The sequence below is a fragment of the Deinococcus murrayi DSM 11303 genome (genome assembly GCF_000482805.1).
Lineage (GTDB): Bacteria > Deinococcota > Deinococci > Deinococcales > Deinococcaceae > Deinococcus > Deinococcus murrayi.
The window spans coordinates 52501-77889 of sequence record NZ_KI519505.1 but is presented as its reverse complement, the minus strand read 5'-3'; the positions used below and the strand labels follow the sequence as shown (position 1 = coordinate 77889).

34 protein-coding genes and 1 tRNA gene (1 of these 35 only partly in view) are annotated in these 25389 nt (G+C 70.6%); 20 read left to right on the top strand and 15 right to left on the bottom strand.

The genetic code is table 11. The features are described from left to right. Positions 1-78: 78 nt before the first annotated feature. On the top strand, positions 79-957 hold the full coding sequence (locus H565_RS0113440) for a DNA adenine methylase (RefSeq protein WP_027461495.1): 879 nt from the start codon (positions 79-81) through the stop codon (positions 955-957). Between the two features lies 1 nt (position 958). Here the strand turns inward: H565_RS0113440 and H565_RS16165 are convergent, their stop codons facing one another. Together H565_RS16165 and H565_RS15500 are read right to left on the bottom strand one after the other, a co-directional pair. Beyond that, the gene (locus H565_RS16165) at positions 959-2146 is read right to left on the bottom strand and encodes a NotI family restriction endonuclease (protein ID WP_084542995.1); all 1188 of its coding nucleotides are present in this window, start codon (positions 2144-2146) and stop codon (positions 959-961) included. A 30-nt stretch (positions 2147-2176) separates the two neighbouring features. After that, complete coding sequence (locus tag H565_RS15500) at positions 2177-3304, bottom strand: pyridoxal phosphate-dependent aminotransferase (protein WP_051363630.1); 1128 nt, start codon at positions 3302-3304, stop codon at positions 2177-2179. Between the two features lie 70 nt (positions 3305-3374). Between H565_RS15500 and H565_RS0113430 the strand changes: the two genes are divergently transcribed. Genes H565_RS0113430 through H565_RS15495 form a run of 3 tightly spaced genes read left to right on the top strand, consistent with a single transcriptional unit; the run spans position 3375 to position 4851 of the window. Further along, complete coding sequence (locus H565_RS0113430; protein ID WP_027461494.1) at positions 3375-4022, top strand: TetR/AcrR family transcriptional regulator; 648 nt, start codon at positions 3375-3377, stop codon at positions 4020-4022. After that, positions 4019-4336 carry a hypothetical protein gene (locus H565_RS0113425; RefSeq protein ID WP_027461493.1) on the top strand — a complete coding sequence of 106 codons (318 nt, stop codon included), beginning with the start codon at positions 4019-4021 and terminating at the stop codon, positions 4334-4336. Before H565_RS0113430 ends, H565_RS0113425 begins: the two co-directional genes overlap by 4 nt. Before the next feature lie 44 nt (positions 4337-4380). Further along, positions 4381-4851, top strand: a complete 471-nt coding sequence (locus tag H565_RS15495; RefSeq protein ID WP_051363629.1) for a hypothetical protein — start codon at positions 4381-4383, stop codon at positions 4849-4851. A 62-nt stretch (positions 4852-4913) separates the two neighbouring features. Here H565_RS15495 and H565_RS0113415 read toward each other — a convergent pair whose 3' ends face one another. Next, on the bottom strand, positions 4914-5576 hold the full coding sequence (locus H565_RS0113415) for an SRPBCC family protein (RefSeq protein WP_027461492.1): 663 nt from the start codon (positions 5574-5576) through the stop codon (positions 4914-4916). A gap of 74 nt (positions 5577-5650) precedes the next feature. Further along, on the bottom strand, positions 5651-5986 hold the full coding sequence (locus H565_RS0113410; protein ID WP_027461491.1) for a hypothetical protein: 336 nt from the start codon (positions 5984-5986) through the stop codon (positions 5651-5653). A 121-nt stretch (positions 5987-6107) separates the two neighbouring features. On the opposite strand from H565_RS0113410, the gene H565_RS0113405 reads away from it, so the two are divergent. Then, on the top strand, positions 6108-7010 hold the full coding sequence (locus tag H565_RS0113405; protein WP_027461490.1) for a DMT family transporter: 903 nt from the start codon (positions 6108-6110) through the stop codon (positions 7008-7010). Continuing rightward, the gene (locus H565_RS0113400; RefSeq protein WP_084542994.1) at positions 7007-8515 is read left to right on the top strand and encodes an ABC transporter permease subunit; all 1509 of its coding nucleotides are present in this window, start codon (positions 7007-7009) and stop codon (positions 8513-8515) included. The genes H565_RS0113405 and H565_RS0113400 overlap by 4 nt, the downstream gene beginning before the upstream one ends. Positions 8516-8518: 3 nt before the next feature. Here H565_RS0113400 and H565_RS0113395 read toward each other — a convergent pair whose 3' ends face one another. After that, positions 8519-9037 carry a hypothetical protein gene (locus tag H565_RS0113395; RefSeq protein ID WP_027461488.1) on the bottom strand — a complete coding sequence of 173 codons (519 nt, stop codon included), beginning with the start codon at positions 9035-9037 and terminating at the stop codon, positions 8519-8521. A gap of 4 nt (positions 9038-9041) precedes the next feature. Continuing rightward, positions 9042-9530, bottom strand: coding sequence for a hypothetical protein (locus tag H565_RS0113390; protein WP_027461487.1), 489 nt, complete (start codon positions 9528-9530; stop codon positions 9042-9044). 49 nt (positions 9531-9579) lie between these two features. Between H565_RS0113390 and H565_RS0113385 the strand changes: the two genes are divergently transcribed. Next, positions 9580-9987, top strand: a complete 408-nt coding sequence (locus tag H565_RS0113385) for an NUDIX domain-containing protein (RefSeq protein WP_027461486.1) — start codon at positions 9580-9582, stop codon at positions 9985-9987. After that, on the top strand, positions 9981-10715 hold the full coding sequence (gene tmpR / locus H565_RS0113380; RefSeq protein WP_034409644.1) for a bifunctional dihydropteridine reductase/dihydrofolate reductase TmpR: 735 nt from the start codon (positions 9981-9983) through the stop codon (positions 10713-10715). Before H565_RS0113385 ends, tmpR begins: the two co-directional genes overlap by 7 nt. Positions 10716-10728: 13 nt before the next feature. Here tmpR and H565_RS0113375 read toward each other — a convergent pair whose 3' ends face one another. From H565_RS0113375 to H565_RS15485, 5 genes are read right to left on the bottom strand one after another with little or no spacing between them, the layout of a single operon-like run. Next, complete coding sequence (locus H565_RS0113375) at positions 10729-11715, bottom strand: asparaginase (protein ID WP_027461484.1); 987 nt, start codon at positions 11713-11715, stop codon at positions 10729-10731. Then, entirely contained in the window at positions 11712-11915 is a 204-nt protein-coding gene (locus H565_RS0113370) for a hypothetical protein (protein WP_027461483.1), read from the bottom strand. Before H565_RS0113370 ends, H565_RS0113375 begins: the two co-directional genes overlap by 4 nt. A 12-nt stretch (positions 11916-11927) precedes the next feature. Then, positions 11928-12857, bottom strand: coding sequence for a hydroxymethylbilane synthase (hemC, locus tag H565_RS0113365; RefSeq protein WP_027461482.1), 930 nt, complete (start codon positions 12855-12857; stop codon positions 11928-11930). A 60-nt stretch (positions 12858-12917) separates the two neighbouring features. Further along, positions 12918-13445, bottom strand: coding sequence for a DinB family protein (locus H565_RS15490; protein WP_034409640.1), 528 nt, complete (start codon positions 13443-13445; stop codon positions 12918-12920). Then, positions 13442-14443 carry a tRNA dihydrouridine synthase gene (locus H565_RS15485; RefSeq protein WP_051363628.1) on the bottom strand — a complete coding sequence of 334 codons (1002 nt, stop codon included), beginning with the start codon at positions 14441-14443 and terminating at the stop codon, positions 13442-13444. Before H565_RS15485 ends, H565_RS15490 begins: the two co-directional genes overlap by 4 nt. Before the next feature lie 168 nt (positions 14444-14611). On the opposite strand from H565_RS15485, the gene H565_RS0113350 reads away from it, so the two are divergent. Further along, positions 14612-15118, top strand: coding sequence for a GNAT family N-acetyltransferase (locus H565_RS0113350; protein WP_027461481.1), 507 nt, complete (start codon positions 14612-14614; stop codon positions 15116-15118). Between the two features lie 46 nt (positions 15119-15164). Here H565_RS0113350 and H565_RS0113345 read toward each other — a convergent pair. The 3 genes from H565_RS0113345 to H565_RS0113335 form a co-directional block, all read right to left on the bottom strand. Further along, positions 15165-15240, bottom strand: a tRNA-Lys gene (locus H565_RS0113345). Positions 15241-15268: 28 nt separating this feature from the next. Then, positions 15269-16435, bottom strand: a complete 1167-nt coding sequence (locus H565_RS15480) for a glutamate ligase domain-containing protein (RefSeq protein ID WP_034409638.1) — start codon at positions 16433-16435, stop codon at positions 15269-15271. A gap of 25 nt (positions 16436-16460) precedes the next feature. Next, positions 16461-17165: a creatininase family protein gene (locus H565_RS0113335; protein WP_027461480.1), complete on the bottom strand. Its 705-nt coding sequence runs from the start codon at positions 17163-17165 to the stop codon at positions 16461-16463. Between the two features lie 83 nt (positions 17166-17248). Between H565_RS0113335 and purE the strand changes: the two genes are divergently transcribed. From purE to H565_RS0113320, 3 genes are read left to right on the top strand one after another with little or no spacing between them, the layout of a single operon-like run. After that, positions 17249-17746, top strand: coding sequence for a 5-(carboxyamino)imidazole ribonucleotide mutase (gene purE, locus H565_RS0113330; protein WP_027461479.1), 498 nt, complete (start codon positions 17249-17251; stop codon positions 17744-17746). A 50-nt stretch (positions 17747-17796) separates the two neighbouring features. Further along, on the top strand, positions 17797-18855 hold the full coding sequence (purK, locus tag H565_RS0113325; RefSeq protein ID WP_051363642.1) for a 5-(carboxyamino)imidazole ribonucleotide synthase: 1059 nt from the start codon (positions 17797-17799) through the stop codon (positions 18853-18855). A gap of 31 nt (positions 18856-18886) precedes the next feature. After that, a complete protein-coding gene (locus H565_RS0113320) occupies positions 18887-19393 on the top strand; it encodes a hypothetical protein (RefSeq protein ID WP_027461477.1) in 507 nt (168 codons plus the stop codon). A gap of 9 nt (positions 19394-19402) precedes the next feature. On the opposite strand, the gene argB is transcribed toward H565_RS0113320, so the two are convergent. Further along, entirely contained in the window at positions 19403-20152 is a 750-nt protein-coding gene (gene argB, locus H565_RS0113315) for an acetylglutamate kinase (protein ID WP_027461476.1), read from the bottom strand. 46 nt (positions 20153-20198) lie between these two features. On the opposite strand from argB, the gene H565_RS0113310 reads away from it, so the two are divergent. The 8 genes from H565_RS0113310 to prmC form a co-directional block, all read left to right on the top strand. Further along, positions 20199-20798, top strand: a complete 600-nt coding sequence (locus tag H565_RS0113310; protein ID WP_027461475.1) for an NUDIX domain-containing protein — start codon at positions 20199-20201, stop codon at positions 20796-20798. Beyond that, entirely contained in the window at positions 20795-21403 is a 609-nt protein-coding gene (locus H565_RS0113305; protein WP_027461474.1) for an IMPACT family protein, read from the top strand. Before H565_RS0113310 ends, H565_RS0113305 begins: the two co-directional genes overlap by 4 nt. Before the next feature lie 44 nt (positions 21404-21447). Then, positions 21448-21942: a 2-C-methyl-D-erythritol 2,4-cyclodiphosphate synthase gene (gene ispF / locus H565_RS0113300; protein ID WP_027461473.1), complete on the top strand. Its 495-nt coding sequence runs from the start codon at positions 21448-21450 to the stop codon at positions 21940-21942. Then, positions 21935-22396, top strand: coding sequence for a tRNA (cytidine(34)-2'-O)-methyltransferase (locus H565_RS0113295; protein ID WP_027461472.1), 462 nt, complete (start codon positions 21935-21937; stop codon positions 22394-22396). Before ispF ends, H565_RS0113295 begins: the two co-directional genes overlap by 8 nt. Before the next feature lie 64 nt (positions 22397-22460). After that, a complete protein-coding gene (locus H565_RS0113290) occupies positions 22461-23696 on the top strand; it encodes an aminopeptidase (RefSeq protein WP_027461471.1) in 1236 nt (411 codons plus the stop codon). Between the two features lie 101 nt (positions 23697-23797). After that, entirely contained in the window at positions 23798-24394 is a 597-nt protein-coding gene (locus tag H565_RS0113285; RefSeq protein WP_157469080.1) for a peptidylprolyl isomerase, read from the top strand. A 62-nt stretch (positions 24395-24456) separates the two neighbouring features. After that, on the top strand, positions 24457-25038 hold the full coding sequence (locus H565_RS0113280; protein ID WP_027461469.1) for a Jag family protein: 582 nt from the start codon (positions 24457-24459) through the stop codon (positions 25036-25038). A gap of 50 nt (positions 25039-25088) precedes the next feature. Next, a protein-coding gene (gene prmC / locus H565_RS0113275; RefSeq protein WP_027461468.1) for a peptide chain release factor N(5)-glutamine methyltransferase crosses the window boundary here: on the top strand, positions 25089-25389 show its beginning. Its footprint extends 572 nt past the window's final position; 301 of the gene's 873 nt are visible here — the first part of the coding sequence; the start codon lies at positions 25089-25091; the stop codon falls past the right edge of the window.

The following is a 25389-nucleotide window of genomic DNA, read 5'->3' as shown; positions in this document are numbered from 1 at the left end:
GTCATCGAAATACTATGAGTAATATGAGTAATTTAATCATGGTTCGGACGAATCGTGGAGACATGATATGATTTTTCTATGCCTACCGCTCAAGCCCCGCTGTTGTTCAGCGACCTGACGCACCCTGTCGTAAACGTCGCGCAAGTGCCGCAGTACAGCCCATTCCGTTACCCCGGCGGTAAATCGTGGTTCGTTCCCCGACTGCGGCAATGGTTGGCCTCACGGGAACGGCCAGCGGTGTTTGTGGAACCCTTCGCAGGAGGCGGTTCTATTAGCTGCGCCGTCGCTTTGGAGGGATTGGCCGACCGAGTCGTGATGGTGGAACTGGATGACCGGGTTGCGGCTGTCTGGCAGACCATCTTCAGCGAACAGGCGGAAATGCTGGCACAGCGCATCCTTAGCTTCGACATGACTGCTGAGGCAGCAGCGGAGATCTTGGCAAGCGACCCCACCGACCTCTTAGAAGTAGCGTGGCGAACGGTGGTTCAAAACCGCGTCTCACGCGGCGGCATCATTGCCCCCGGTAGCGGCGTGTTGAAACAAGGGGAGAACGGAAAGGGAGTGCTCTCCCGCTGGTATCCCGATACCCTGGCTCGCCGTATTCGCGCCCTCAACGCCGTACGCGAGCGGGTGACGGTGATTTGCGGAGATGGACTGCCTGTTTTGGCTCAGTACATTGGACGACGGGACGTGAGCGCGTTCGTGGACCCGCCCTACACTGCGGGGGGCAAAAGGGCAGGTCGCCGCCTTTACATGCATAGTGTGGTAGACCATCCGCAGCTCTTCCAAATCGCTGCCGCTCTGAATGATGTGGTGATGACCTATGACCTCTCTCCTGAGGTTTTTATTATGGCAAAGCAGAATAGCTTTCAGGTCAAGCCTATTAGGATGAAGAACACCCATCACACAATAGTGCATGAGCTGCTCATCGGCCACGACTTGAGCTGGGAATACTGAGTCAATCTTTACTTTTCTGGGTTTGCCTTGTAGGCTTGGTCTGTCTCGTCATACCGAGGGGTTTAGACTTCTTGGGAGGCGACAACGACTTCCCAGTGGTTTGCCTTATGTATTTTGTCAGAATTGTCTTTCGGAGAATGTGGTCGTATCCGGCGGGCGTCTGAGTTGCTGCCAGAAGTGTTTTCTCAAACTCACTGTAGAGAGTCTGGATATGTCTCAACCGGTAGATGCGCCCCTGGCGTTCTAGATCGGTAATGACCCACGCCATCTCCTGGTATGCAGCGCTGGCGGTATCACTTGTGGTCACGCTGCTCAAGTAAGGCATAGTATCCCAGAAAGCCGCCTGCACACACACGGCAATGGGCTTCATCCAAGCATGGAGGACGCTCCCCTTCCATGCGAGTTGCGGCACGAGGCGTTTCCGGGAGCTGCTGAGCCAGTCCGGACGCGGGGGATTACTGCCGTCCCAAGAGGCCCGGCCCATGTACGCTTCAAAGGGATTCCTGACATTCCCACTGATATAGACTGCTTGGACTTCCAGTGCCGCGTAAGCGTTGACGTGGTAGTCGCTGAGATAGCGACTACCTACAACAGTCGTGTCGATGTGCGCAAGGACATAATCAATATTCCCTGCACTCTTTTCCTGAGAACCGTTCTGCTCGTCCCCTGCGGTTGAACCTTGTGCGCTCTCAGCAAGAGAATCACCATCTGACGACTCATTCTTCGAGATTTCGGACGTCTTTTCATCCAGCGGGAGACCGCTGACGCTCGGAGTACTCCCCTCAGGAGCAAGGGTAGGTATCAGTCGAACTTCGGGAATGGCAACCATGTCTGCGGCGGGTACTCCCAGTACACTTGCAGCCCAAACTGCCGCGGCATCCAGCATCACGCGGCCCTCTCCAAACCTGACGGGACAGGTAATGCAGGGTCTCCCATTCACATAGACACTGCACACGCCAAGGGGGTCGTTCTTCTTACCTTTGGTGCAGAGTCCAAACTGCTGCTCAAAGGGGATTTCGTGGTCGGGTACAGAAAGGTCCCGCCTTGCTTTGGGATGAAGAGGCCGAAAGGGGCAGAGGCGTAGGCTGCGGAAGCGCGTCACATCGGCGTCCCGATTATCCGACGGGAAACCGAACACCTCGGCGACATAGACTTCAGGGGACCGATCCAAACTAGTCATCCCCACCATCTCTCACAGTCCAAGTTTCGGCCATAGAAGTCAGCCTACCGCTCCCTCATCACTCTGTTCCCGCCCTAGAGGTCTGAACAACCGCGCCGCTGCGAGCAGGGCGTCGTTCTCCTCCGGCGTGCCCACCGCCACCCGCAGGCAGCCCGTCAGCCCCGGCAGCGAGTCCTGGCGGCGCACCACGATGCCGTGCGAGAGGAGGTGGCGGTAGGCGGCTTCGGCGTCGGGCGTCCGCAGCAGGTAGAAGTTGGCCTCGCTGGGCAGGGGCTGCCAGACCGGGTGCTCGCGCAGGGCCGCGAAGACGCGCTCCCGCTCGCGGCGGACCTCGGCGGCGCGCTCCTGCACGTAGCCGGGATTCTCCAGGGCGACTTCCAACGCGGCTTCGGCCAGCACGCCGACATTGAAGGCGGGCACGAGCTTGCGCAGTTCGGTCGCCAGGGCCGGGCTGGTCAGGGCGTACCCCAGCCGGATGCCCGCCAACCCCCAGGCCTTGCTGAAAGTCCGCAGGCTGAGGCGGTTCTCGCCCTCCCGCACCAGCGCCCGGTAATCCGTGCCACTGTAGTCGCCGTAAGCCTCGTCGAGCACGACCACCCAGTCCCCCCCGGCGGCCTCCACGACCTCGCGCACGGCCTCCGCGTGGTCCACGTGCCCGGTCGGGGCGTGGGGCTGGGTGAGGTACAGCACGCCGGGGGGCTGTTCGCGCAGGGCGTCCACCAGCCCGGCCACCGGGAGCGAGAAGTCGGGGTTCAGGGGAAGCTGCACCAGCCGCGCCCCCAGCATCTGCGCTTCGAGGGTGTAGACGGCAAAGGTGGGGCTGACCGTCAGCACGGTTTGCCCGATGCCCGCGAGTTCGGTGAGCAGCTTGATGAGCACGTTGCTGCCGGGCGTCAGGACCACGCCCGCCTCGTCCCAGTCTGTGAGCGCGGCGAGGCGGGCGCGAATCCCCTCGGCCCCCAGATCCGGGTAACGGTTCCAGGGACGGGCGAGCATCCGGGCGGTGGCCTCGGCCTTCAGCTCGGCGGGGAAGTCGTAGGCGTTCTCGTTCTGGTCGAGCTTGACCGGCACGTCGAGGGGCGTGAAGGGATAGGCGGGCACCGTCCGCACGGCGGAGCGCACGCCCGCCGGAGCCGCCGCCTGGGGGCGAGAGGGAGCGGAAGTCATACTGTCCGTTCTAGCACCCTGCCTCCCCGCAGCACCGTGCTACCCTGCCCCCACGCCGCCGCGTCCCCCCATGACGGACTCTCCTCCTGCCCCTCCTGCCCCAGAGAAGACGGCCTCTCCCGGTCCGGCGAGGTCGCGCCGCGAGCAGATTCACGAAGTCGCCAGCCGCCTGTTTTCCGAGCGGGGCTACCACGGGGCGAGCATGCGCGACCTCGCCGCCGAGCTGGGGATGCAGGGGGGCAGCCTCTACGCGCACATCAGCAGCAAAGAGGCCCTCTTGATTGAGATTGTGGAGGGAGCCGCTCGGCAGTTTGAAGCGGCCCTCCTCGACCTGGCGAGTGACCCACGCCCCGCCGATACGCGGCTGCGAGAAGCGATGGCCCGGCACCTCACGGTGGTCGCGGACAACCTGGAAAGCGCCACCGTTTTTTTTCATGAGTGGAAGCACCTCTCGCCGGAGGCCTACGCCCGCGTCACCCAGTGGCGCGACACGACCGAGGCCTTTTACCGGGAACTGGTCGCCCAGGGCATCCGCGAGGGGGTCTTCCGCGCTGACCTCGACGTGAAGATGACCGCCAACCTGATTCTCTCGGCGGTGAACTGGGCTTATACCTGGTACCGCCCCGGCGGGCGGCTGAGTCCCCGCGAGGTGGCGAGCCGCTACGCCGACCTGCTGCTCGGCGGCCTGCGCCCACCCCCGCAGGAGGCGACCCCATGAGCCACCCCACCGTCACCGTCCGCATCCGCGACGCGCTGCGCTACGCGCAGGGCCGCGCCCAGAAGCTGGGCCGCACCCAGCAGCTCGAACTGGGCGAGAACCTGTTTATCCGCATTGGCCCCGGCGGGCGCAAGTTCCTGCTGTTTTGCCTGGAGGGAGAACCCGACCCCAGCACCGCCCGCGCCGTCGCGGAAGCGCTCGGCCTGCGTGACCCGCAGTACGGCTGGCACCAGGGAGCAACCCTGCGCTCGCTGACGGTGGTGGAGGCGGGGGCGGAAGGGACTGCGGACGGTCCATCTTCACCGGACGTTTAGCCGCCCCCTACCCCGCGGCGGCCCGGTCCGCTTAGGCTCCGGGCATGCAGCCCATGAACAAGGCGGCCCTGGCCCTCGGCCTTCCCCTCGCGCTGGCGTCTTGCGGGCTGTTGGGGTTTCCCCGCGGCGACGTGACCGGAACGATTCGCGGCAACCAGCCCCAGACGGGCAATGTCCGCATCGCGCTTGTCGGTCTAACGGGCACGGGCTACGAGAACAACGCGGTCGACCAGCTCGACATCGGCACCTTTAACCCCCAGAAGCGGGTGTACTCCATCTCGCTGCCCGACACGGCGGGGGCGGGCGTGTACGAGGTCCTGGCCTACGTGGACCTCAACGGCAACAAGAAGTTCGACGCGAACGAACCCCGCACCCGACGCGCCAACCGCGGCCTGATTTACGCGACCTCGGACACCACCTTCTTCGGCTTCACGGTCAAGCGGGGCTGGAACCGCTTTGAGGGCACGACCGTTTCGCAAACCCGGCCCTTTAGCAACTACGACTTGGAGTGGTAAGCGTAGCGCGTCAGGAAGGGGCGGCCCCCACACTGGGAAGGCCGCCCCCCTCGCTTGAAAGCTCAGTGAACCGGATTCGCACCCTCAAAGGTCTGCTTGAACTTCTGGAGGTCTTCGGCAATCTGCTGGCTGGGTTCCTCGCCGAACAGCTTGGCGACCGCGGCGCCCAGCGCCCCGGCGGGCGGGCGATAGGACAGAGCAACGTGGATGCGGGTGCCGCCGCTGGGGAGACTCTCGAACTGCACGCTGCCCGCGTTATCCACGGTCGCGCCGGGGAGGCTGTGCCAGCCGATGCGCTCGCCAGGCTTGTCGTTGACGATTTCGGCTTCCCACTCGACGTGGGTGCCCAGCGGGGCCTTGGCGACCCAGCGGCTGCGGCGCTCGTCGAGCACGGTCACACTCTCCAGGTGGCTCATGATGTGGGGCAGGTTTTCCAGCTTGCGCCAGTAGTCGTAGACCTGCTGGGGGGGGCGGTCTATCACCACGCTGTGCTCCACAAAGATGGGCTTGGCGGCGTTCGCGTTGCCGCTCAGGCCCGCCGCCGACATCACCGGGTCATTGCCCGTTGCACCCCGGTAGGCGAGGTAACCGCCCGCGCCCGCCATCAGCAGGCCCAGCAGGCCCTTCTTGCGCAGGCCCAGAATCATCAGGGCGGCACCCGCCGCGCTGCTGATGAGGCGGCCCTGGTCCATGCTCTTGCTCGCGCTGTTGTCGTATCCACTCATGGCTGTTCTCCTCCGTACCGAGCAGTCTAGGCCCCCGGTCCTTGAGCTTGGGTTAATCCTCGCCCAACTCACATTTAAGGCGAGCGGGGGTCATTGCGGTCATTTCCGCTCTGGCCGATGATGTCGGCCCCGTCCGCATCCTCGTCACGGGCGGTCAGGCCAGGTTGCAGCATCCCGCTGTTGTCGTTCTGGCGAGTGGGGTCGGGGGTGGCGGCCAGCCCACCCGCAAGACCCCCCTGCGCGTGCTGCTCGGTGACTTCCCCCGCAGCCTCGCGGTCGGCCGCCGTTTGGGGGCCGCCGGGAGCCGACGGGTCAAGGTTGGTATTCGTGTCCGGAGTGCTGTCCGCGCCCATGTAAGACGCGCCGTGGGTGCCGGGGTCAGTCTTGCCGTTGTTGTTGCGGTCGTCCATGCTGAGACCTCCTGGGGTCAGACTTCTCCTGCCCATGCTCACGGCTGGGCAGTGGGGGGCGGATGTGCTCGCCTTGACGGGCCGCTCACGCTCAGGCTGGGGCCGCGCTAGGCTGGCCCGCATGACGACGCGGGCACTCCGAACGGGCCGCTTGGACCCCCTCTCGCTGGGTGCCCTGCTGGTCACGGTCATGTTCTGGGCGTCCGCGTTTGCGGGCATTCGGGCGGGCCTCCAGGCTTTTTCGCCGGGGCACCTCACCCTCTACCGCTTTTTGGTGGCAGCGGCGGCCCTCGCCCTGTACGCCCTGGTCGCGCGGATTCCGCCCCCCCGCCGCGAAGACTTAGGGCCGCTGTTCGGCCTGAGCCTTTTGGGCATCACCCTCTACCACGTCTGCCTGAACTACGGCGAAGTCCACGTGCCCGCCGGGACCGCCAGCCTGATGATTGCGGCGGGACCGGTGTTTACCGCGCTGTTGGCCACCCGATTTGCGGGCGAGCGCCTCAATGCTCTGGGCTGGCTGGGCACTGGGGTGAGCTTCGGCGGGGTGGCCCTCCTCGTGCTGGGACAGGGTGGGGAGGGCGGGGCCGGTGCCCTGGGGGGTGCGGGGCTGATTCTGGCGGCGGCCCTTTTTACCAGCCTGTACTTCGTTTTCCAGAAGCCGCTGCTCTCGCGCATGGGACCCCTTCCCTTCACGGTCTGGAGCATCCTCGCGGGAACACTGCCGCTGCTCGTCTTTCTGCCGGGCTTCGGGGCCGAACTCGTGCGGGCACCGCTGGAAGCGCACCTCGCCGTGCTTTACATCGGCCTCTTTCCGGCGGCACTGGCCTACCTGACCTGGACCTACGCGCTGTCACGGGTGGGAGCAAGCGCGGCGACCTCCTTCCTCTACGTCTCGCCCGTGTTTGCCGTGCTCGTCGCGTGGTTGTGGCTGGGCGAGGTGCCCACGCTGCTCACGCTGCTGGGGGGCGCGGTCGCGCTTGCGGGCGTGGTGCTCGTGAATACGCGGGGGAGGCCCGGCGCGTGAGTCGGCTCGGCGGCACGGAGCCGGAGGTCGGCACGGGCGAGGGTCAACTCGCCATTCGCCTGACCCACGTGACGCTGCGGCTGGGCGGACAGACCGTCCTGGAGGACGTGACGCTGGCGGTGCCCCACGGCGAGTTTCTGGCGATTATCGGGCCGTCGGGGAGCGGCAAGAGCACGCTGCTGCGGGTGCTGGCGGGGCTGCTGCGCCCGCAGGAGGGGCAGGTCAAGGTCGCTTCTGCGCCCGCACTCATGTTTCAGGATGACCGCCTGCTGCCCTGGCGTACCGCGCTGCGGAACGTGGCCCTGCCGCACGACCTCGGCGCAGGCGGGGGGCTGGAGGCGGGCGAGGCGCTGCGGCTCGTCGGGCTGGAGGGCTACGCGGGCTACTACCCGGCGCAGCTTTCGGGGGGGATGCGGGCGCGGGTGGCACTCGCCCGCGCTCTGGCGCAAAGCAGCGACGTGCTGCTCTTGGACGAACCCTTTGCCGCGCTTGACGCCCTGGTCCGCGAGCGCTTTAACGCCGAGCTGCGCCACCTCCACGACAAGACCGGGCGGACCACCGTCCTCGTGACCCACTCCATCCGGGAAGCGGTGTGGCTCGCCGACCGGGTGATTGTGCTGCGGGGCGGGCGAGTGGTGGACGAACTGAGCACGCGGGGCGAAGGCCGGGTGACCGCCTACACCGACGGCCTGGAGGCGCGGCTGCGCAACCTCCTGGGCACGGGTGACTCCACCCGGCTGCGCCCGGACCCCCCGGCGCGGCTGGACCCCGGCCTGCTTGCCCCGCTGGGCGCGGTCCTGGGCGGACTGGCCCTGTGGGAGCTGGCGGCGCGGGCGCTGGGCCAGCCGCTGCTGCTGCCCTCGCCGGGGGGGGTGTGGGCCGAGCTGCGGGCCACGCCGGGGGAGTTCCTGTCGTTTGCGGGGGCGACCGCCGGGGTCACCCTCGCGGGGGCATTGCTGGGGTCGCTGGCGGGTGCCCTGATCGGCTACCCGCTGGGCAAGTCGCGCACGCTCGAACGGCTGCTCAGTCCCTTCGTGGTCGCGGCGCAGAGCACGCCCATCGTGGTGCTGGCCCCGCTGCTGATGACCTGGTTCGGCTTCGGGCGCGTTCCGGCGGTGCTGGTGAGTGCGCTCTCGGCCCTCTACCCGGTCATGGTCGCCACCATCGTCGGGGTGCGCGAGGTCCGGCGCACCGACCACGAACTCTTCTCCACCCTGCGGGCCTCTCCCTGGCAGCGGCTGACCCGGCTGGAGCTGCCCTCGGCCCTCCCGGTCATGCTGGGGGGGCTGCGGCTGGCGCTCTCGCTGGCCTTGATCGGGGCGGTCGTGTGGGAGTTCGTGAGCAACCAGCCGGGGCTGGGCTTCGCGGTCAACCAGGCCCGCGCCTACTACGACACGCCCCGGCAGTTCGCGGCCATCGCTCTGCTCGTCGCGCTGGGGGTGGCGCTGTATCTCGCGGTCACGGCGCTGGAACGCCGGGTGCTGCGCCACCGGCGGGCACAGTAGGGGTCAGCGGTCGGGAGAGGAACGCTCGCCAGGACCGGGGAGGACCCAGCGCCCCCGCAGCAGCTGCAAGAGCGCCCCCGACCCTTCCCAAACCAGCACGAAGAGGCCAGACCCCAGGGCCAGTGCCTGCGTCCGGGCGAGCGCTGCGCCCAGCTCGGCCCCGAATGCGGGCGTCAGCAGCGCCGCCCAGAGGGTGAGGGCCGCCCCCGGCCACACCGCTGCGAGCGCGTACAGGCCCACGCGCCCCAGCAGGGGAAGCTGCCGGACCCCCGCGGCCCGCCCCAGCAGCCAGCTCAGGGAAAAACCGCCCAGCACGCTCAGGACGGGCACCGCGGGCAGCAACCCTGGCCAGCGTCCCCCCAGCGCGGCCAGTCCCAGGGCCAGCGCCAGCGTTCCTCCACCCAGCACCGCGAGCACCCGCCCCAGCGGCGGGGAGGGTTGCCGCCTCAGCCACGCTTCGGCCCAGACCCGCAGCAGGACGAGCAGCGCGAAGCCCAGCAGGAGGGGCCAGTTCCAGGTCATGGGGTCATTTTCCCCCCTGCCCCCGTGCCGGGAGAACCCACACCCGCTCCAGCCACGTCCACAGCAGGGCAATCAGACCAGAGGCGGCTCCCAGCGCGGCCGCCCAGGGCAGCAGCGCCAGGGCCGCCCCCCAAGATGCGGGCCGCAGCAGCGCAGTCCCCACCCTCACTCCCAGCAGCGGCAGCAGCAGGACTGCGCCCAGCACCGTCCAGCGCAGTGGCAGGGCCAGCGCCCGGATGGTTGGCGCCTCTGCCCACCGCGACATCGCCGGAATCCCGATCAGGGCGAAAGCCAGGGGACTGGGCAGGTCGTCCTCACCGCCGAAGATCAGCCATACGGCGGCCAGCGCCACGCCGATGAGCAGGTACAGGCCCAGCAGTTCTGCCAGCAATCGCAGGACAGGTAGGTCGTCGCGCCGCCGCTCGATACGCTCAGCCAGCATCAATCCCAGAACAACCGCCGGGACAAGAATCAGCAGCGAAGGCCAGTCCATCCCTTTGATTCTGCCCCGTCCCCTCCACCCACACCGTACCCTGCTCCCCATGGACAGACCCGTCGTGTGCGTGGGAGCGCTGGTGTGGGGACCGGGAGAGCGGGTGCTGCTGGTCCAGACGACGAAGTGGCGCGGGGCCTGGGGGGTGCCCGGCGGCAAGGTAGACTGGGGCGAGACGCTAGAAGCTGCCCTCCGGCGCGAGTTCCGGGAGGAGACGGGCCTGACCCTCAGCGGGGTGCGCTACGCCCAGACGCAGGAGGCGGTCCTCAGTCCGGAGTTCCATAAGCCCGCCCACCTGCTGCTGGTGGACTTCTTTGCCCGCACGGACTCGCTGACGGTCACGCCCAATGAAGAAATCGTGGACTGGTCGTGGGCCACCCTGGAGGAGGCCCTGAGCCTGCCGCTGAACTCTTACACCCGGACGCTGGTGGAGCTGGCCCAGCGGGAGGCATGGTGAGCGGGCCGGGGCGGCGGGGCACCGCCCTGGTGACGGGCGCGGCGCGGGGCATCGGGCGGGCGCTGGCGGTCGCGCTGGCGGGGGAAGGGTACGCGGTCGCCGTCCACTACCGCTCCAGCGAGGCCGACGCGCAGGAAACCGCGCGGCGCTGCGAAGAACAGGGTGTGCCCGCGACCACCCTGCGGGCCGACCTCACCGACCCCGCGCAGGCGCGGGCGCTGGTCGCGGCGGCCCACGGGGCCTTTGCGGGTCGGGGCCTCGCCGTGCTCGTGAACAACGTGGGCAACTACGTGCATAAGCCGCTGCTGGAGACCACCGACGCGGAATGGGGCGACATGCTGGGCAGCAACCTCACCGCCACCTTCGCCACCTGTCAGGCCGCCGCGCCGCTGATGCGGGAAGCGGGGTTTGGGCGCATCGTCAACCTGGGGTACGCGGGGGCACGGCATCTCGTCGCCCGGCCCGGCATCGTGCCCTATGCCATCGCCAAAGCGGGGGTGCTGCACCTCTCGCACGCGCTGGGGCGGGTGCTGGCGGGCACGGGCGTCAGCGTGAATGTGGTGTCGCCGGGGGTCATCGAGACGTCGGTCAGCCAGCCCCTGCGTGAGATTCCCGCCGGGCGGGTGGGCACGGTGGAAGAACTCGTGGACGCCGCCCTGTACTTCGTGCGGGCCAGTGACTACGTGACCGGGCAGGAGCTGGAAGTGGCAGGGGGCTGGAACCTCTGAGGGTGCACCCGCCTCAGAAGCGTCCCTGCGCGAATACCCCCCGAATCTCCTCCAAGCTCTGCCCCAGGCTGAGGAGCAGCAGGAGCAGCAAGCGGGCCTTGTGGGCGTTCAGGAAGCTCGCGGGAATCGCCCCCGCCGCCACCAGGGTCGCGCCGCCGCCGGGGTAGCCGTAGACGGGCAGAATCGGCCCGGCGTGGGTGCGGGTGGCGAGCACGACGGGCTGCCCGGCCTCGGCACTCGCGGCGACGAGGGGCAGCAGCTCGGCGGGGAGGTTCCCGGTGCCCAGCGCCGCGATGACCAGCCCGTCGGCGCGGGCGGCGGCCTCTGCGTAGCCCTCGCCCCGCCAGCCCGCGTAGGCATAGAGGATTTCCACGCGGGCCGTGAGCCGCTCCGGGGCATAGACGGGCCGCGCTTCGGGCCGGGCAAAAAAGCGCACCTGAGCGGCTTCCCCCACCCGGTCTACCCGCCCGATGGGGCCGGGGTAGCCCCCAAAGGCGTCCACCGCGCTGGTGTGCACCTTGGTGACCGTGCGGGCGTCGAACAGCTCGCCCCCGAAGACAACCAGCGGCCCCCGCCCCCGCGTGTCCGGGTGCAGGGCGACGTGCGCCGCGTCCAGCAGGTTGGCCGGGCCGTCCCAGGAGACCTCCTCGGCGTGGCGCATGGAGCCGGTCAGCAAGACCGGCACAGCAGTCGCCAACACGAGATGCAGGAAAAAGGCCGTCTCCTCCAGCGTGTCGGTGCCGTGGGTGACGACGATGCCGTCCGACTCCGGAGCGAGGCGCTCGATGAGCCGGGCCAGCGCCAGCATGTGCCCCGGCGTGACGTGCGGGCTGGGAAGCTGAAAGGGCTGGTGGGTGCTCACGGTCACCCCCGGCAGGCCCGGCACGGCGGGGGCCGCCTGCGGGGTGAGGCCGGGACCCGCCGGGTCAGGGCGGCTGGCGATGGTGCCGCCCGTGTGGATGACCGCGAGGCGGCGTGCCCCGGCCTCTGCCCGGCTCATTTGCGCCCCCGCACCCGGTCTGAGAGCCGCACCCAGACCGCCGCGAGCACGAACACCGCCAGGGTGAGGGGCAGCTCGGCGCGGGCCGCCGCTTCGAACTCCAAGCCCGCACGGGTGCGCTGCCACACCCCGATGCCGAACCACAGCCCCGCCGCGAGCAGGGCGAGCGCCAGGAGGCGGAGCCAGCCGCGCCAGCGCACGGGGCCAGCCCCTTAGGAGCGGGCCGCGGCGATGAGGTCAGCGGCCCCCTGCGCGAGCATGTCGGCGGCGAGTTCGGCCCCCAGGTCCGCGCACTCGGCGGGGTCGCCGGAACTCGTCGCGCGGATGACCTTCGAGCCGTCTACCGCGCCCACCCAGCCTTCCAGGGTCAGCAGCCCGCCCTGCACGGTCGCGTGTGCCCCCACCGGAGCCATGCAGCCCGCCCCCAGCCCAGCGAGGAACTCGCGCTCAGCGGTGACCCGGTCGTCGGTGAGGTGGTCGTGGATGGCGTAGGCCACCTCGATGGTGAGGTCGTCGTCGGCGCGGGTCTCCAGGGCCAGCGCCCCCTGCCCCGGCGCGGGCAGCAGCACGTCCGGTTCAATAAACTCGTCGATGCGGTGGCGCAGCTCGGTGCGAATCAGGCCCGCCGCCGCGAGCACGATGGCGTCGTACTCGCCCGTGCCCAGCGCGGCGAGGCGGGTGTCGATGTTCCCGCGCAGGTCGACGACCTGAAGGTCGGGGCGGTAGGCCCGCAAAAAGGCCTTGCGGCGAATGCTGCTCGTGCCCACCCTGGCCCCCTGGGGCAGCTCGGCGAGGCGCTTCATGCCTTCCTTACCGACGAGCACGTCGCGGGCGTCCACCCGTTTGGGGATGGAGGCCACCTCCAGGCCCTCCGGCTGCTCGGTGGGCAGGTCCTTGAGGGAATGCACCGCGATGTCGATGCGCCCCGCGAGCAGAGCGTCTTCAATCTCCTTGACCCAAAACCCCTTTTCGCCCTTTTGGGCCATCACCTCCAGGCTGCCGCGGTTGCGGTCACCCTGCGTGCTGATGGTCTGGATGCGGAAATCCGTCTCCGGCCACTCCTCCTTTAGGCGGGCCACCACCCACCGCGTCTGCGCGAGCGCGAGCGTGCTGCCGCGCGTGCCTACCGTCACCGTCCGCATAACCTGCGCAGTATAAAGGCAAGCCCCCCGCGCCGCCGGGACGGAGGGGAGAAAGCCGCGTCAGCCCTGGGCCGGGGCGGGCTGAGGCCGCACGAAGCGCAGGAAATCCAGCCACGGCGGCGTATGCCCCAGCAGGCGAATGAGCAGCGAGACCTGAGCCGCGTGCCGCACCTCGTGGGTCATGACGTGCCACAGCAGGGCGTCCAGGGTGACCGTCTCGCCCTGGGGGTCATCCCGAATGAGCCTGACCCTCGCGGCCAGGTCGGGGCCAGACGCCAAAAAAGCGCGGGTCTGCTCCTGGACCTCGCTGCCGTACTGGAGAATCCACGGGAGGGCGTACTCCTCGGCGCGGGGGCGCACCCAATCGTGGGGGTAGCGGGCCGAGACCCCCTGCCCCCCCCGCGCCACGTCGTGCAGCCAGTGGTCTTCGACGTCGATGACATGAAGCACCAGGTCCTTGATGCAGCGGAAGCGGTCGCCGCCCTCGATCAGGGGGCGGCCTAAGTCGGCTTCCGGCAAGGCCCGCAGAAAGTTCCACAACTCCTCGCGTGCGCCCGACAGGTAGGTGTAGTACTCGCGGACATTCATGGACAGTGCTCAGCATACGCCCTGGCCGGCGTGGGGGCGGGGGGCACTCCCCCCAGCAGGGGCGCGAGCGCCGCTGCCACGTCCGCCACCGTGTCCACCTGCACGAGCGCGTCCCGCAGGTCGGGATGGTCGGGGAGGTAGCGCGGCAGCACCTTGCGCAGCGGGCGCACGCTGGCCACTCCCCGGCGGTCTGGGCCGTAAAAAGCGGCGTGCAGCTCGGCGTGCCGCAGGGCAGTGCAGGCACGCTCGGCGGCGGATGGATTGACGTCTTCGCCCGTCGCCAGCGCCCGGAATATCCAGGGATTACCCACCGCCCCGCGGCCAATCATCACGGCGGCCACCCCGGCCTCCTGCTGCCGGACGCGGGCCTGCGCCGCCGTGAGGATGTCGCCGCTCCCCACCACCGGAATGGGCACCGCCGCCGCGACGCGGGCGATAGCCTCCCAGTCGGCCTCACCCGCATAGCGCTGGGCGCTGGTGCGGCCATGCACGGTGATGAGGCTGGCCCCCGCCGCCGCGAGGCCCTGGGCGATTTCGACGCTGCGGTCTTCGTCCCAGCCCAGGCGAATCTTGGCGCTGACGTCGAGCCGGGTGGCCCCGCGCATCGCGGTGACGAGGCGGTAGGCCACCTCCGGCGTCTGGAGGAGGCAAGCCCCCCCGCGCCCGCGCACCTTGGGCACCGGACAGCCCAGGTTGAGGTCGATGGCGGCGGGCGTAAACCAGCGCTCGGCGCGGCGCACGGCTTCAGCCAGGATGTCCGGCTCGGCCCCGAACAGTTGCACGACCCGCTCCCGCTCGCCGGGATAGGGACGGCCCAGGGGGAGGGTTTCGGACTCTCCGCCCAGCACCAGGCCGCGCGCGCTGATCATCTCACTGACGGTCCACAGTGCCCCCTCCTCGGCAGCGAGCTGACGCAGAGGCGCGTCGCTGTAGCCGGCCATGGGCGCGAGCACCGCGCCGGGGGCCGCGAGGCGCCGGGCATAGAAACCGGGGGTCATCCCGGCAGGGTAGCGCACCCCCTGCCCCCAGCGGGTGAAGCGAGGCTCAAGTAGGCTCTGGGGGGCATTTCACGCTCTGACCAGCGCGCGGGGGCGTATGCTGCGGGCCGTCCGGTCCCCTCCGAACGCTATCCCAAGGCCCCGCCGACCGGACGGGAGGCATGCACCTTGAAGGCAACCCCCCTGGCCCTCCAACACGCGCCGCTGCTGCACGAGCTGTATGCGTCGGCACCCGGCTATTTCGCCCTGCTGGGCACCCGCGTGCCCACCCCCGCCGAAGTCGCGCGAGACGTGGAAATCGCCCTGCTGGACCCTCGCCGCCGCCTGGAGCTGCTGCACGACGAGGCGGGCGAGTGCGTGGGCAGCTTGGATTACAAACTCGACTACCCGGAGCCGGGCGACCTCACCATCAACCTGCTCCTGATTCGCGAAGGCCGCCAGTCGCAGGGGCTGGGCGAAGCCGCCGTGCGCGACCTGGAGGGCCGCGTGCCCCCCGGCACCACCCGCATCCTGGCCAGCGTGCTGGGCGACAACCCCCGCGGCGCGCGCTTCTGGGAACGCTTGGGCTACACCTTTGCCCGCGACGCCCGCCCGGTCATGACCTGGTACGCCAAGCCCGTCGCCGCCCCGCACGGCTCTTCCGCCCGGCGGCCCCTGAGCCTGGCCGGGGACTGAGGGCAGCCAGACGGGCAAAAGCCCCGCTGGGGGCGGGGCTTTTCTCTGGTGGGTCGTGTAGGAATCGAACCTACAACCCGCTGATTAAGAGTCAGCTGCTCTGCCAATTGAGCTAACGACCCAGAGCGGAAAGGAGTCTAGCCGCCCGCTTCACTCCCTGTCAAGCAGACCCCGCACCGTGCCCGCCAGGTAGAGGCTTCCCGCCACGAGCAGCGTGCCGCCGGGGGGCGTCTGCGCGAGGGCGAGGGCGAGGGCCGCCGCCACGTTCGGCACGGCCTCGCCGCCGTAGCGGGCGCTCAGTTCCTCCGGGGGGGCGGCGGGGTCGCCGGGGGACGTGAAGACGCGCCGGGGGGCCAGCCCCAGCAGCGGCTCCAGCGTGGCTGCCGTGTCCTTGCGGGCGAGGCCGCCAAAGAGCAGCACGTCCGCGCCCCCCGGCAGGCTGACGGCGAGGGCGAGGGCCGCGTGGGGGTTGTGCGCCCCGTCCACCCAGACCGCCTTGCCCTCCACCTCGAAGCGCTCCAGCCGGGCGGGGAAGGTGGCGTCCAGGGCCGCCTCCACCCCCTCCGGGTACCCCAGCGTCCGCAGGGTGGCCGCCGCGAGCGCCGCGTTGGAACGCTGGTGGGGGCCTGTCAGACGCGGAGGGTGAGGCAGGGCGAAGAGGTCCGGGTGGGTTTGCGGGGTAAGCAGCGGAGCGCCCACCTCCCCCGTGACCTCGCGCACGACCGCCAGCGCCTCGCCCGTCGCGGTGGTCAGCAGGGGCACGCCGGGCCGCACGGCCCCCGCCTTGTCGCGGGCGATGTCCGCCAGGGTTGGCCCCAGGGTCGCCACGTGGTCGAGGGCCACATTGGTGAGCACGACCGCCCGCACGTCCGCCAGCGCCGCCGTCGCGTCGGAAGCCCCGCCCACTCCGGCCTCCATCACGGCAATCTCGACCCCCTCTTCGGCAAAGACCTGACAGGCGAGCGCGAGGGTGAGGTCAAAGAAGGCAGCCTCCGGCGCGTGCGCCTTCGCCCAGGCGATGAAGGCGGCGGTGCGGGCGGGGTCCAGTTCCTCTCCCCCCACCCGCACCCGTTCCTCGTAGCGCTGGAGGTGCGGGCTGGTAAAGCGGCCCACGCGGACCCCGGCGGCCCGCAGCCCGGCTTCCAGCATCGCGCAGGTGCTGCCCTTGCCGTTGGTGCCCACCACCCGCACACTTCCGAAGGCGGCGTCGGGGCGGCCCAGGCGCGAGAGCAGCGCCCGCGCACCCGCTGGGCCACGTTCCCGGCCCGCGCGGGTGCGGGCGTAGAGCCAATCGTAATCGGGCGAGTCGGGCGTCATGGGGGGAGGGTAGCGCCCACGCCCGTCAGGAAACCCAGCCCGCCTCCAGCAACTCCCGCGTCTCGCGCACCGCCTCCTGCCAGAGGCGCTCCATCTCGGCGTCGGGCCGCCCTGGCACGCCCCCGAAGTTGCCGTCGCCCAGCCGCGCCCGCACCCCCGCCGGGGGAAGCTGGCGCAGCCGAGCGAGGTCCACCAGCGGCTTGCGCTCGGCGGAAGTGCTCACCGTCTCCAGCCGGGTCCAGGGGAAGTTCTCCATCCAACTGGCGTGGCGGGCGAGGGGGTCGGTGGCCTGCACCGCCGCCCAGGTGCGCGGGGCATTCCACCAGTTATGCCACTGCACCCGCGCACCGGGGTGCCCGGCAAGCCACTCGCCCAGCCAGCCCTGGCCGGGGCTGTTGCCACCGTGTCCGTTCACGATGAGGATGCGCCGGAAGCCCTGCGCGTACAGCCCGGAAAGCAGGTCATCCAGCAGGGCGAGGTAAGTCGTGACCCGCAGGCTGAGGGTGCCAGGGTACGCCGTGAAGGTCGGCGTGATGCCGTAGGGCAGCACCGGAAAGACGGGGATGCCGAGGGGCAGGGCGGCTTCCACGCTCACCCGCTCGGCGAGCAAGCTGTCGGTGGCGAGGCTGAGGCGGGCGTGCTGCTCGGTGCAGCCCAGCGGAAGCACGGCGCGGTCGTCGCGGCGGAGGTAGGCTTCTACGCCTTCCCAGTTCAGGTCCTGGACGCGCATGGGGCAGGAGAGGGCGGGGGGCGGGTAGGATGCCTCCCGTGACGGACCTTGCGGCGGAGGGCGGGACGGGGCAGCGGCCCCGCGTGGGCGTGGTGATGGGGTCGCGCAGCGACTTCGGGACGATGGAGGGGGCGCTGACGCTGCTCGCCCGGCTGGAGATTCCCTATGAGGTCCGGGTGCTCTCGGCACACCGCACGCCGGGGCTGCTGGCCTCCTACGCGGCGCGGGCCGAGCGCCTGGGCCTGAGTTGCATCATCGCGGGGGCGGGGGGCGCGGCGCACCTGCCGGGGATGCTGGCAGCCTTTACGCGGGTGCCCGTGCTGGGGGTGCCGGTCCAGAGCCGGGCGCTGTCGGGCCAGGACAGCCTGCTGAGCATCGTGCAGATGCCCGCCGGGATTCCGGTCGCCACCTTCGCCATCGGGGAGGCGGGGGCGAAAAACGCGGCCCTCTTCGCCGCCGGGCTGCTCGCCACCACCGACGCCGGGGTGCGGGCGCGGCTCGACGCCTTCCGCGCCGCGCAGACGCAGGCCGTGCTGGACGACCCCTACTTCGAGGGCCACCCCCAGGCGGGGGCGGAGTGAGCGCCCCAGGCCGGACCCTGGGCATCCTGGGGGGCGGGCAGCTCGCGCAGATGCTGGCCCTCGCCGCGTTGCCCCTCGGCGTGCGCTGCGTGGTGCTGGAACCCGACCCCCAGGCCCCCGCCCGCCTGTGCGCCGAGCACCTGCTGGCCCCCTACACCGACCCCGCCGGGCTGGAGCGGCTGGCGGGTTGCGACGCGGTGACGCTGGAGTTCGAGAACGTGCCGGTGGAGGCCCTCGCCGCGCTGGAAGGCCGGGTCCCGGTGCGGCCCGGTGGTGCCCTGCTCGCCCGCTCGAAACACCGTGCCCGCGAGAAAGAAGCGCTGCGGGCGGCGGGGGTGCCCACCGCGCCCTTCGTGGAGCTGCGGAATGAAGGCGACCTCGCCGGGGCGCTGAAGGCCGTCGGCGGGCGGGGCCTGCTCAAGACCTCCGAACTCGGCTACGACGGCAAGGGCCAGCGCCGGGTGGGAAGCGAGGCCGAGCTGCGGGCGGCCTGGGCGGAGCTGGGGGGCGTGCCCGGCGTGCTGGAGGGGCTGGTGCCCTTCCAGCGCGAGGTCAGCCTCGCGGTGGCCTGCACAGCGGCGGGCGAGGTGGCCTTTGGGCCGCTGGTGGAAAACGTGCACCGGAACGGCATCCTGCGAACGAGCGTGTGGCCCGCCGCCGTGCCCGCCGGGACCGAGGCCGAGGCCCGCGCCCTGGCCGGGGCGGTCGCCCGGTCCTGGGGCTTAGAGGGGCTGCTCACGGTCGAGTTCTTCCTGCTGCCGGGGGGCGAGCTGCTCGCCAACGAGGTCGCCCCCCGCGTGCACAACTCCGGGCACCTCACTCAGGACGGCGGCGGGGTCAGCCAGTTTGAGGCGCAGGTGCGGGCCGTGCTGGGCCTGCCGCTGAGCGACTGGGCACCCCTCCACCCCACCGCGATGGTGAACGTGGTCGGCACCCCCGGCGGCCAGGACCCCGACTGGGCGGCGGTAGACGCGCTGCCGGGCACGCGGGTGCACCTCTACCACAAAGCGGCGCGGCCAGGGCGCAAGCTGGGGCACGTCAACCTCGTCGCGCCGGACCTGGAGACCCTGCGCGGGCGGCTGGGACAGCTGGAGGCGCTGATTCCGTGACGGGTGGGGAGAAGCGGGCTTACACTGGCCCATGCGACGACTCCTGGCCCTGACCGCACTGCTGCCTCCCACCGTTCACGCCGCGCCGACTGTCCGCGCTCCCAACCTGGCCGCACTCAACCAAGGCCAGATTCTGTGCTACGACGCCATCGTCGAGATTGACCGCCGGGAGGACGCCCCCAAGGTGCGGCAGGCCGAGGAACAAATCGCGGCGGCCCTCCGGGGGCTGGGGTTGCGGGCGCAGGAGTTCGACGCCGCCGAGCGCTGCCACCGAGTGCTGGCATTTACCTTCCGCATGAACAACATCGGTGCTCCCATGCTCTACAAGGCGTCCCTGGAGTTGCAGACGCTGATGGCCTACGACGGTGACGTCGACATCAATGTCGCCACCATCTGGGACACCGAGCACTGGGGAGCCGACCGCCAGGAGGTGACCCCGGCCCGCGTGTCAGCCCTCTTCCGAGAAATCCTCACCGAACAACTTCAGACCTTCAAGGACGACTACCGCAGCCTCGCGTCTGCCGGGAGCCGCAGCTAAGCCCGGCTCTCAGGGGGTCAGCCGCGTCCCCGCCTCCCCCCGCGCCGCCGCCGCGAGCACCCCTTCCCGCATTCCGCTGGCGATGACGGCGAAGGGGGCACCGGCCTCCAGCGCGTCCAGGGCCGCCCGCACCTTGGGAATCATGCCGCCCGCAATCCAGCCCTGGGCAATCCCCGCCTCCGCCTCCACGCGGGTGAGGTGGGGCAGCAGGCTCGCCGGGTCGGGGTAATCCCGGTAGAGACCGTCCACGTCGGTCAGAAAGACGATGCCCTCGCCCAGCGCCCCGGCGACCGCGCCCGCCGCCGTGTCCGCGTTGACGTTGAGGGCCTCCCCGTCCGGGCCGACCGCCACGCAGCCCACCACGGGGGTGAGGCCCACCCCCCGCAGGGTCCGCAGCAGACTCGCGTTCACCCCGGTCACCCGGCCCACCCGCCCCAGCGCGGGGTCGAGGACCTCGGCCCGCAGCAACTCCGCGTCGCGCCCGGTGAGGGCCACCGCCCCGCCGAGGTCCTGGCTGAGGCGCTTGCCAAGCTGCGAGAGGGCCATCTCGACAACATCCATCGCCTCCGGCGAGGTCACCCGCAGGCCCCCCCGGAACTCGGAGGGGATGCCCCGCGCCGCCAGCTCGCGCTCGATGGCCGGGCCGCCGCCGTGAACGACGATGACCGGGACCTCCGAGCGCAGGGCGGCCATCTCGCGGGCGACGGCGCGGCGCAGCGCCTCACTCTTCATGGCGTTGCCGCCGTACTTGACAATCACGGGAGGCAGTCTAGCGGGGGCGGGGGGCTGCGCTAGCCTAGACCCCATGACGCCACCACCGCCCGAACACCCCAACTGGGCCGCGCTCGTGCCCGGCGGGGTACAGCCGTGGAAGACGCTTTCGTCGCGGGTGCTCGTCGGCGGCTTCCGCGTGGTCCTCGAAGACCGGGTGCAGACGCCTTCGGGAGCGGAGGTGCGCTACCAGTACCGCCCCAGGGGTCCCCGCGCCGCCTTCGTGCTCCCGGTGACGGGGGCGGGCGAGGCCGTCCTCATCCGGCAGTACCGCTACCCGCTGGGCGCGACCGTCTGGGAGGTCGTCGCCGGAGGGGTCGAGCCGGGCGAGGACCTGCTGGAGGCCGCCGCCCGCGAACTTGCCGAGGAGGTGGGCGGCGTGGCCGGAGAATGGGTCGCGCTGCCCGGCTTCTACCCGCAGCCCAGCATCAGCGGGGTGGTCTTTTATTCGCTGCTGGCGCTGGGCGTCACGCTGGGAAACACCGCCCACGAGGACAGCGAGGTCATCGAGCGGGTGACCCTGCCCCTCCCGGAGGTCTACCGGATGCTGGAAGCAGGCGAAATCCACGACGGCCCCAGCAGCCTGACCCTGTGGCACGCCCGGCGGCACCTGGAGGAGCGCGGCCTGCTGTGACCGAGCTGCCCACCGCCCCCTTCACCACCCTCGCCGAGGGGCACTGCCACAGCGCGGTGATCGAGAACAGCGAGTTCCTGGCCTTTGCGGGGCGGGCCGACACCCCGGAGGAGGCCCTCGCGCAGCTCGCCGCCCTGCGGGAGCGCTATCCGGACGCCACCCACCACTGCTGGGCCTACCGCATCGGCCCCCTGTACCGCTTCAGCGACGACGGCGAGCCGGGCGGGACGGCGGGCGCCCCCATCCTGCGGGCCATCGAGGGGCAGGGCCTCAACCACGTGATGGTGGTTGTCGTGCGCTACTACGGTGGCGTCAAGCTGGGCACGGGGGGGCTGGTCCGTGCCTACGGGGGCACCGCCGCCGAGTGCCTGCGCACCGCGCCCCGGCTGGAGGTCCGGCCCCGGCAGCCCCTCACCGTGCGGGTCCCCTTCGAGCATCTCAGCGTGCTCTATCACCTGCTGGGCACCTTCGACACCGTGCGGGGTGAGGAGGCGTATACGGCCTCCGGCGTCGAGCTGAGGGTCGAGGTCTACCCGGAAGATGCGGCGGCTTTCGCGGCGGCGCTGCGGGACGGGACACGGGGGGCGGGGGAGGCAGCAAGCTGACCGCTGAAAGCTGACGGCTGACCGCTCCCCGCTATCCTCCCCCCATGACCCTTCCCCCTCTTCCCTACCGCATCGGCTACGGCGAGGACGCGCACCGGCTGGAGGAGGGCCGCTCCCTCGTGCTCGGCGGGGTGCCCATCCCGCACGCCCGGCGCGGCGCGGTTGCCCACTCGGACGGCGACGCCGTGCTGCACGCCCTGGCCGACGCCCTGCTCTCTGGCCTCGCGCTGGGGGACATCGGGCACTACTACCCTGACACGGAGGAGGAAAACGCGGGGCTGGACTCGCGGGTTATCTTAGAGCGCTGCCTCGCGCTCGTGCGGGAGTGGGGCTATCGCCCGGCGAACGTCGCATTGGTCGTGACCCTCGACCAGCCCAAGCTGGGGCCGCTGCGCTCAGACATCGCCCGCACGGTCGCGGGGCTGCTCGGCCTCCCCGACACCGAAGTGGGCGTGAGCTTCAAGACCTCCGAAGGGCTGGCTCCCGACCACGTGCAGGTGAGGGTGACCGCGCTGCTGGAGCGGGCGGGCGATGAGTGACCCCCTGCTGCATCTCGTCCTCTTCGAGCCGGAAAAGGCGGGGAACGTGGGCAACGTGGCCCGCACCTGCGCCGTGCTGGGGGCCGAGCTGCACCTGATTCGGCCCTTCGGCTTCCACCTGCACGACCGCGAGTTTCGCCGGGCGGTGATGGACTACCTGGCGGGCGTGACCCTGCACGAGCACGCAAACTGGACCGCGTACCAGGCCAGCCTGCCCGCCGGGGCGCGGGTGTGGGCCTTTTCCGCCCACGCCCAGACGTACCACACGCGGGCGGGCTTTCGCCGGGGCGACCACCTGCTCTTCGGCCCGGAGTCGCGCGGGCTGCCAAGCTGGCTGCGGGAGGGGCTGCCCGCGCTCAAGCTCCCCCAACCCGGCGGGGGCCGCAGCCTGAATCTGGCGGTGGCGGCGGGGGTCGCGGCGTTCGAGGCCGGGCGGCAAATCGAGGGGTGGTAGGGCAGCGGTCAGGGGCGGCGCATGGACCGACTTTCCCCCCCATCCCCGCCGTAGAGTGGCCCCCATGACCCTCTCCTTTGACGACAAGCTGGCCCGCTACGCCGAACTCCTCGTGCGGACGGGCGTGAATCTGCCGCAGGGCGGCAAGCTGCTCGTGCAAGCGCCCATTGAGGCCGCGCCCCTGGTGCGGCTGGTGGCGCGAGCGGCGTACCGGGCCGGGGCCACCGACGTGCGGGTGACCTACAACGACGCGCACCTCGGCCTGGCGCTGTTCGAGGACGGCAGCGACGAGGCGGTGGACTTTCTGCCCGATTGGTACGCGGCGCAGCGGGAGGCGATGGTCGCGGACGGCTACGCTTCCATCGGCATCGTGGGCGAGGACCCCTCGCTGCTCGCGGGGGTGGACCCTGAGCGCGTCGCCCGGCGCTCCAAGCGGGTCGCGCAGGCGATGAAAGCCGTCTCGGAAGCGACGGGGGGCTTTCAGGTGAGCTGGACCGTCGCCGCCATGAGCACCCCTGCCTGGGCCGCCCGCGTCTACCCGGACCTGCCGGAGGCCGAGGCCGTCGCCCGGCTCTGGGACGACATCTTCGCCGTCACGCGGGCCGACCATACGGACCCGGTCGCCGCCTGGGACGCGCACCTGGCGCGGCTGGAGCGCCTGACCGCCTTCCTCAACGGGAAGCAGTACGCGGCGATTCACCTGCGCTCCGAGCTGGGCACCGACCTCACCGTGGGCCTGGCTGAGAACCACATCTGGCAGGGCGGTGCGGAGACGGCGAAAAACGGCATTCGCGGAGTACCCAACCTGCCCACCGACGAGGTGTTCACCGCACCCCACCGCGAGCGGGTGGACGGGGTGGCGGTGGCGAGCAAGCCGCTCGCGGCCCGCGGGCAGCTCATCGAGGGCATCCGGGTGCGCTTTGAGGGGGGAAAGGCGATGGAAGTCAGCGCTGAGAAGGGCGAGGACACCCTGCGCGCTCTGCTCGACACCGACGAGGGCGCGGCCCGGCTGGGCGAGATTGCCCTCGTCCCGGCGAGTGCGCCCGTCTCGCAGCGCGGCACCCTCTTCCTGAACACCCTCTTCGACGAGAACGCGGCCTCGCACCTCGCCTTCGGGCGCTGCTACCCCACCAACGTGCGGGGCGGCGAGAACCCCGAAGCCTTGCGGGCGGCGGGCGGCAACGATTCCCTTATCCACGTGGACTGGATGCTCGGCACCGCGAGCACCGACGTGGACGGCGTGACGGCAGAGGGGCGGCGCGAAGCGCTGATGCGGGGGGGAGAGTGGGTGGTGGGGTAGGCAGCACCCAGCGGCCAGCTTCCAGCCGCCAGCAGGGGCCGCGAACGCTGAAGCACCTGCGATTTTTGCTGGACGCTGGCTGCGGGCCGCTGGCCGCTACAATGCTCCCCATGACCACCGACCAGTACCGCGCCGACGGCTTTACCCCCACTCCAGAGCTGTCGAGCGAGCGCCAGACGCGCTTTGCGGCGGCTCCCGAACTCGGCGAGGGCATCGAGCCGGGCAAGCGCTACCGGGCCGTCTTGGAGACGAGCAAGGGCCGCATCGTCCTCGACCTCTTCGCGGACGACGCGCCCGTCACCGTCAACTCGTTCGCGTACCTGCTGCGGCACCACTACTACGACGGCATCAAGTTCCACCGGGTCATTGACGGCTTTATGGCCCAGGGCGGCGACCCCACCGGCACGGGCACGGGCGGCCCCGGCTACAGGTTCGAGGACGAGTTCGCCGGAAACCCCCACCGTCACGATGGCAAGGGCGTCCTGAGCATGGCGAACGCGGGGCCGGGCACCAACGGCTCGCAGTTTTTCATCACCTTCACGGCCACCCCGCACCTCGATGGGCGGCACACGGTCTTCGGGCGCGTGGTGGAGGGGCTGGACGTCCTCGACCGCCTCACCCGCATCCAGCCGGGGATGCCCGGCACGCCGGACGTGATTGAGCGGGCCTACCTCGTCGAGAAAAGCGCTGGGGCCTAAGCGCCGGGTGCGCCGGGAGCGTGGCCCCGTTGTCCGGGCGGGGCAAGCTCTAGACTGTCCGGATGGACAACCGCACGAACCTCGACGATTACCTCGCCGGGCTGGGCATCGCGGGCGCGGACGAGACGGACGCTCCGCCGCCCGCGCCGGAGCCGGGGGCTGGCCCGGTGGCCGTCCCGGACCCCGCCGCGCAAGACCCCCGCGAGGTCCTGGAGCGCTTTTTGCAGGGCCTCACCGCCCGCATTGACCCCGGCCTCGCGGTGAGCGTGCGCGAGGGCGAGGGCGCTCTGGAGGTGGACATGACGGGCGAGAGCGCCGCCCGGCTCGCGGGCCGCGACGGGCGCACCCTGGGGGCCATCGAGGTGCTGGCCTACACGGTCCTTGCCAAGCAGGCGGGCCGCACCGACCTGCGGGTGCGGGTGGACGTGGGCGGCTTTCGCAAGCGGCAGGCCGATACCCTGCGCAAGCTGGCCGAGCGCCTCGCCGTGCAGGTCGCCAAGAGCGGCGAACCCCACGAACTCCAGCCCATGCCCGCCGCTGACCGCCGGGTGCTGCACCTCGCCCTGCAAGACCATCCCGACGTGACCACCGAGTCGGTGGGCGAGGGCGCGGCGCGGCGGCTCGTCATCAAGCCGCGGCGGTAGGGTGAGGTGGACGCTCTCAGCGGTCAGCTTTCAGCCGTTTTTGCCGCGTCATGCCCACCCTGAGCCGCCTGCTGGCTGAAGCCCGCGAGCGGTTGCGCGGGGCGGGGGTGCCGTCGCCGGAGGTGGACGCCCGCGCCCTCGCAGAGCACACGCTGGGCCTGACCGGGGCCGCGCTGCTCACCCGTGCGGGGGAAGAGGTGCCGGACGAACAGGCCGCGCGGCTGCGGGCGCTGATAGCGCGGCGGGCCGCCCGCATCCCCCTCCAGCACCTGCTGGGCGAGGTGGAGTGGGGCGGCGTGCGGCTGCGGACGGACGGGCGGGCGCTCGTGCCAAGACCCGAAACCGAGTGGC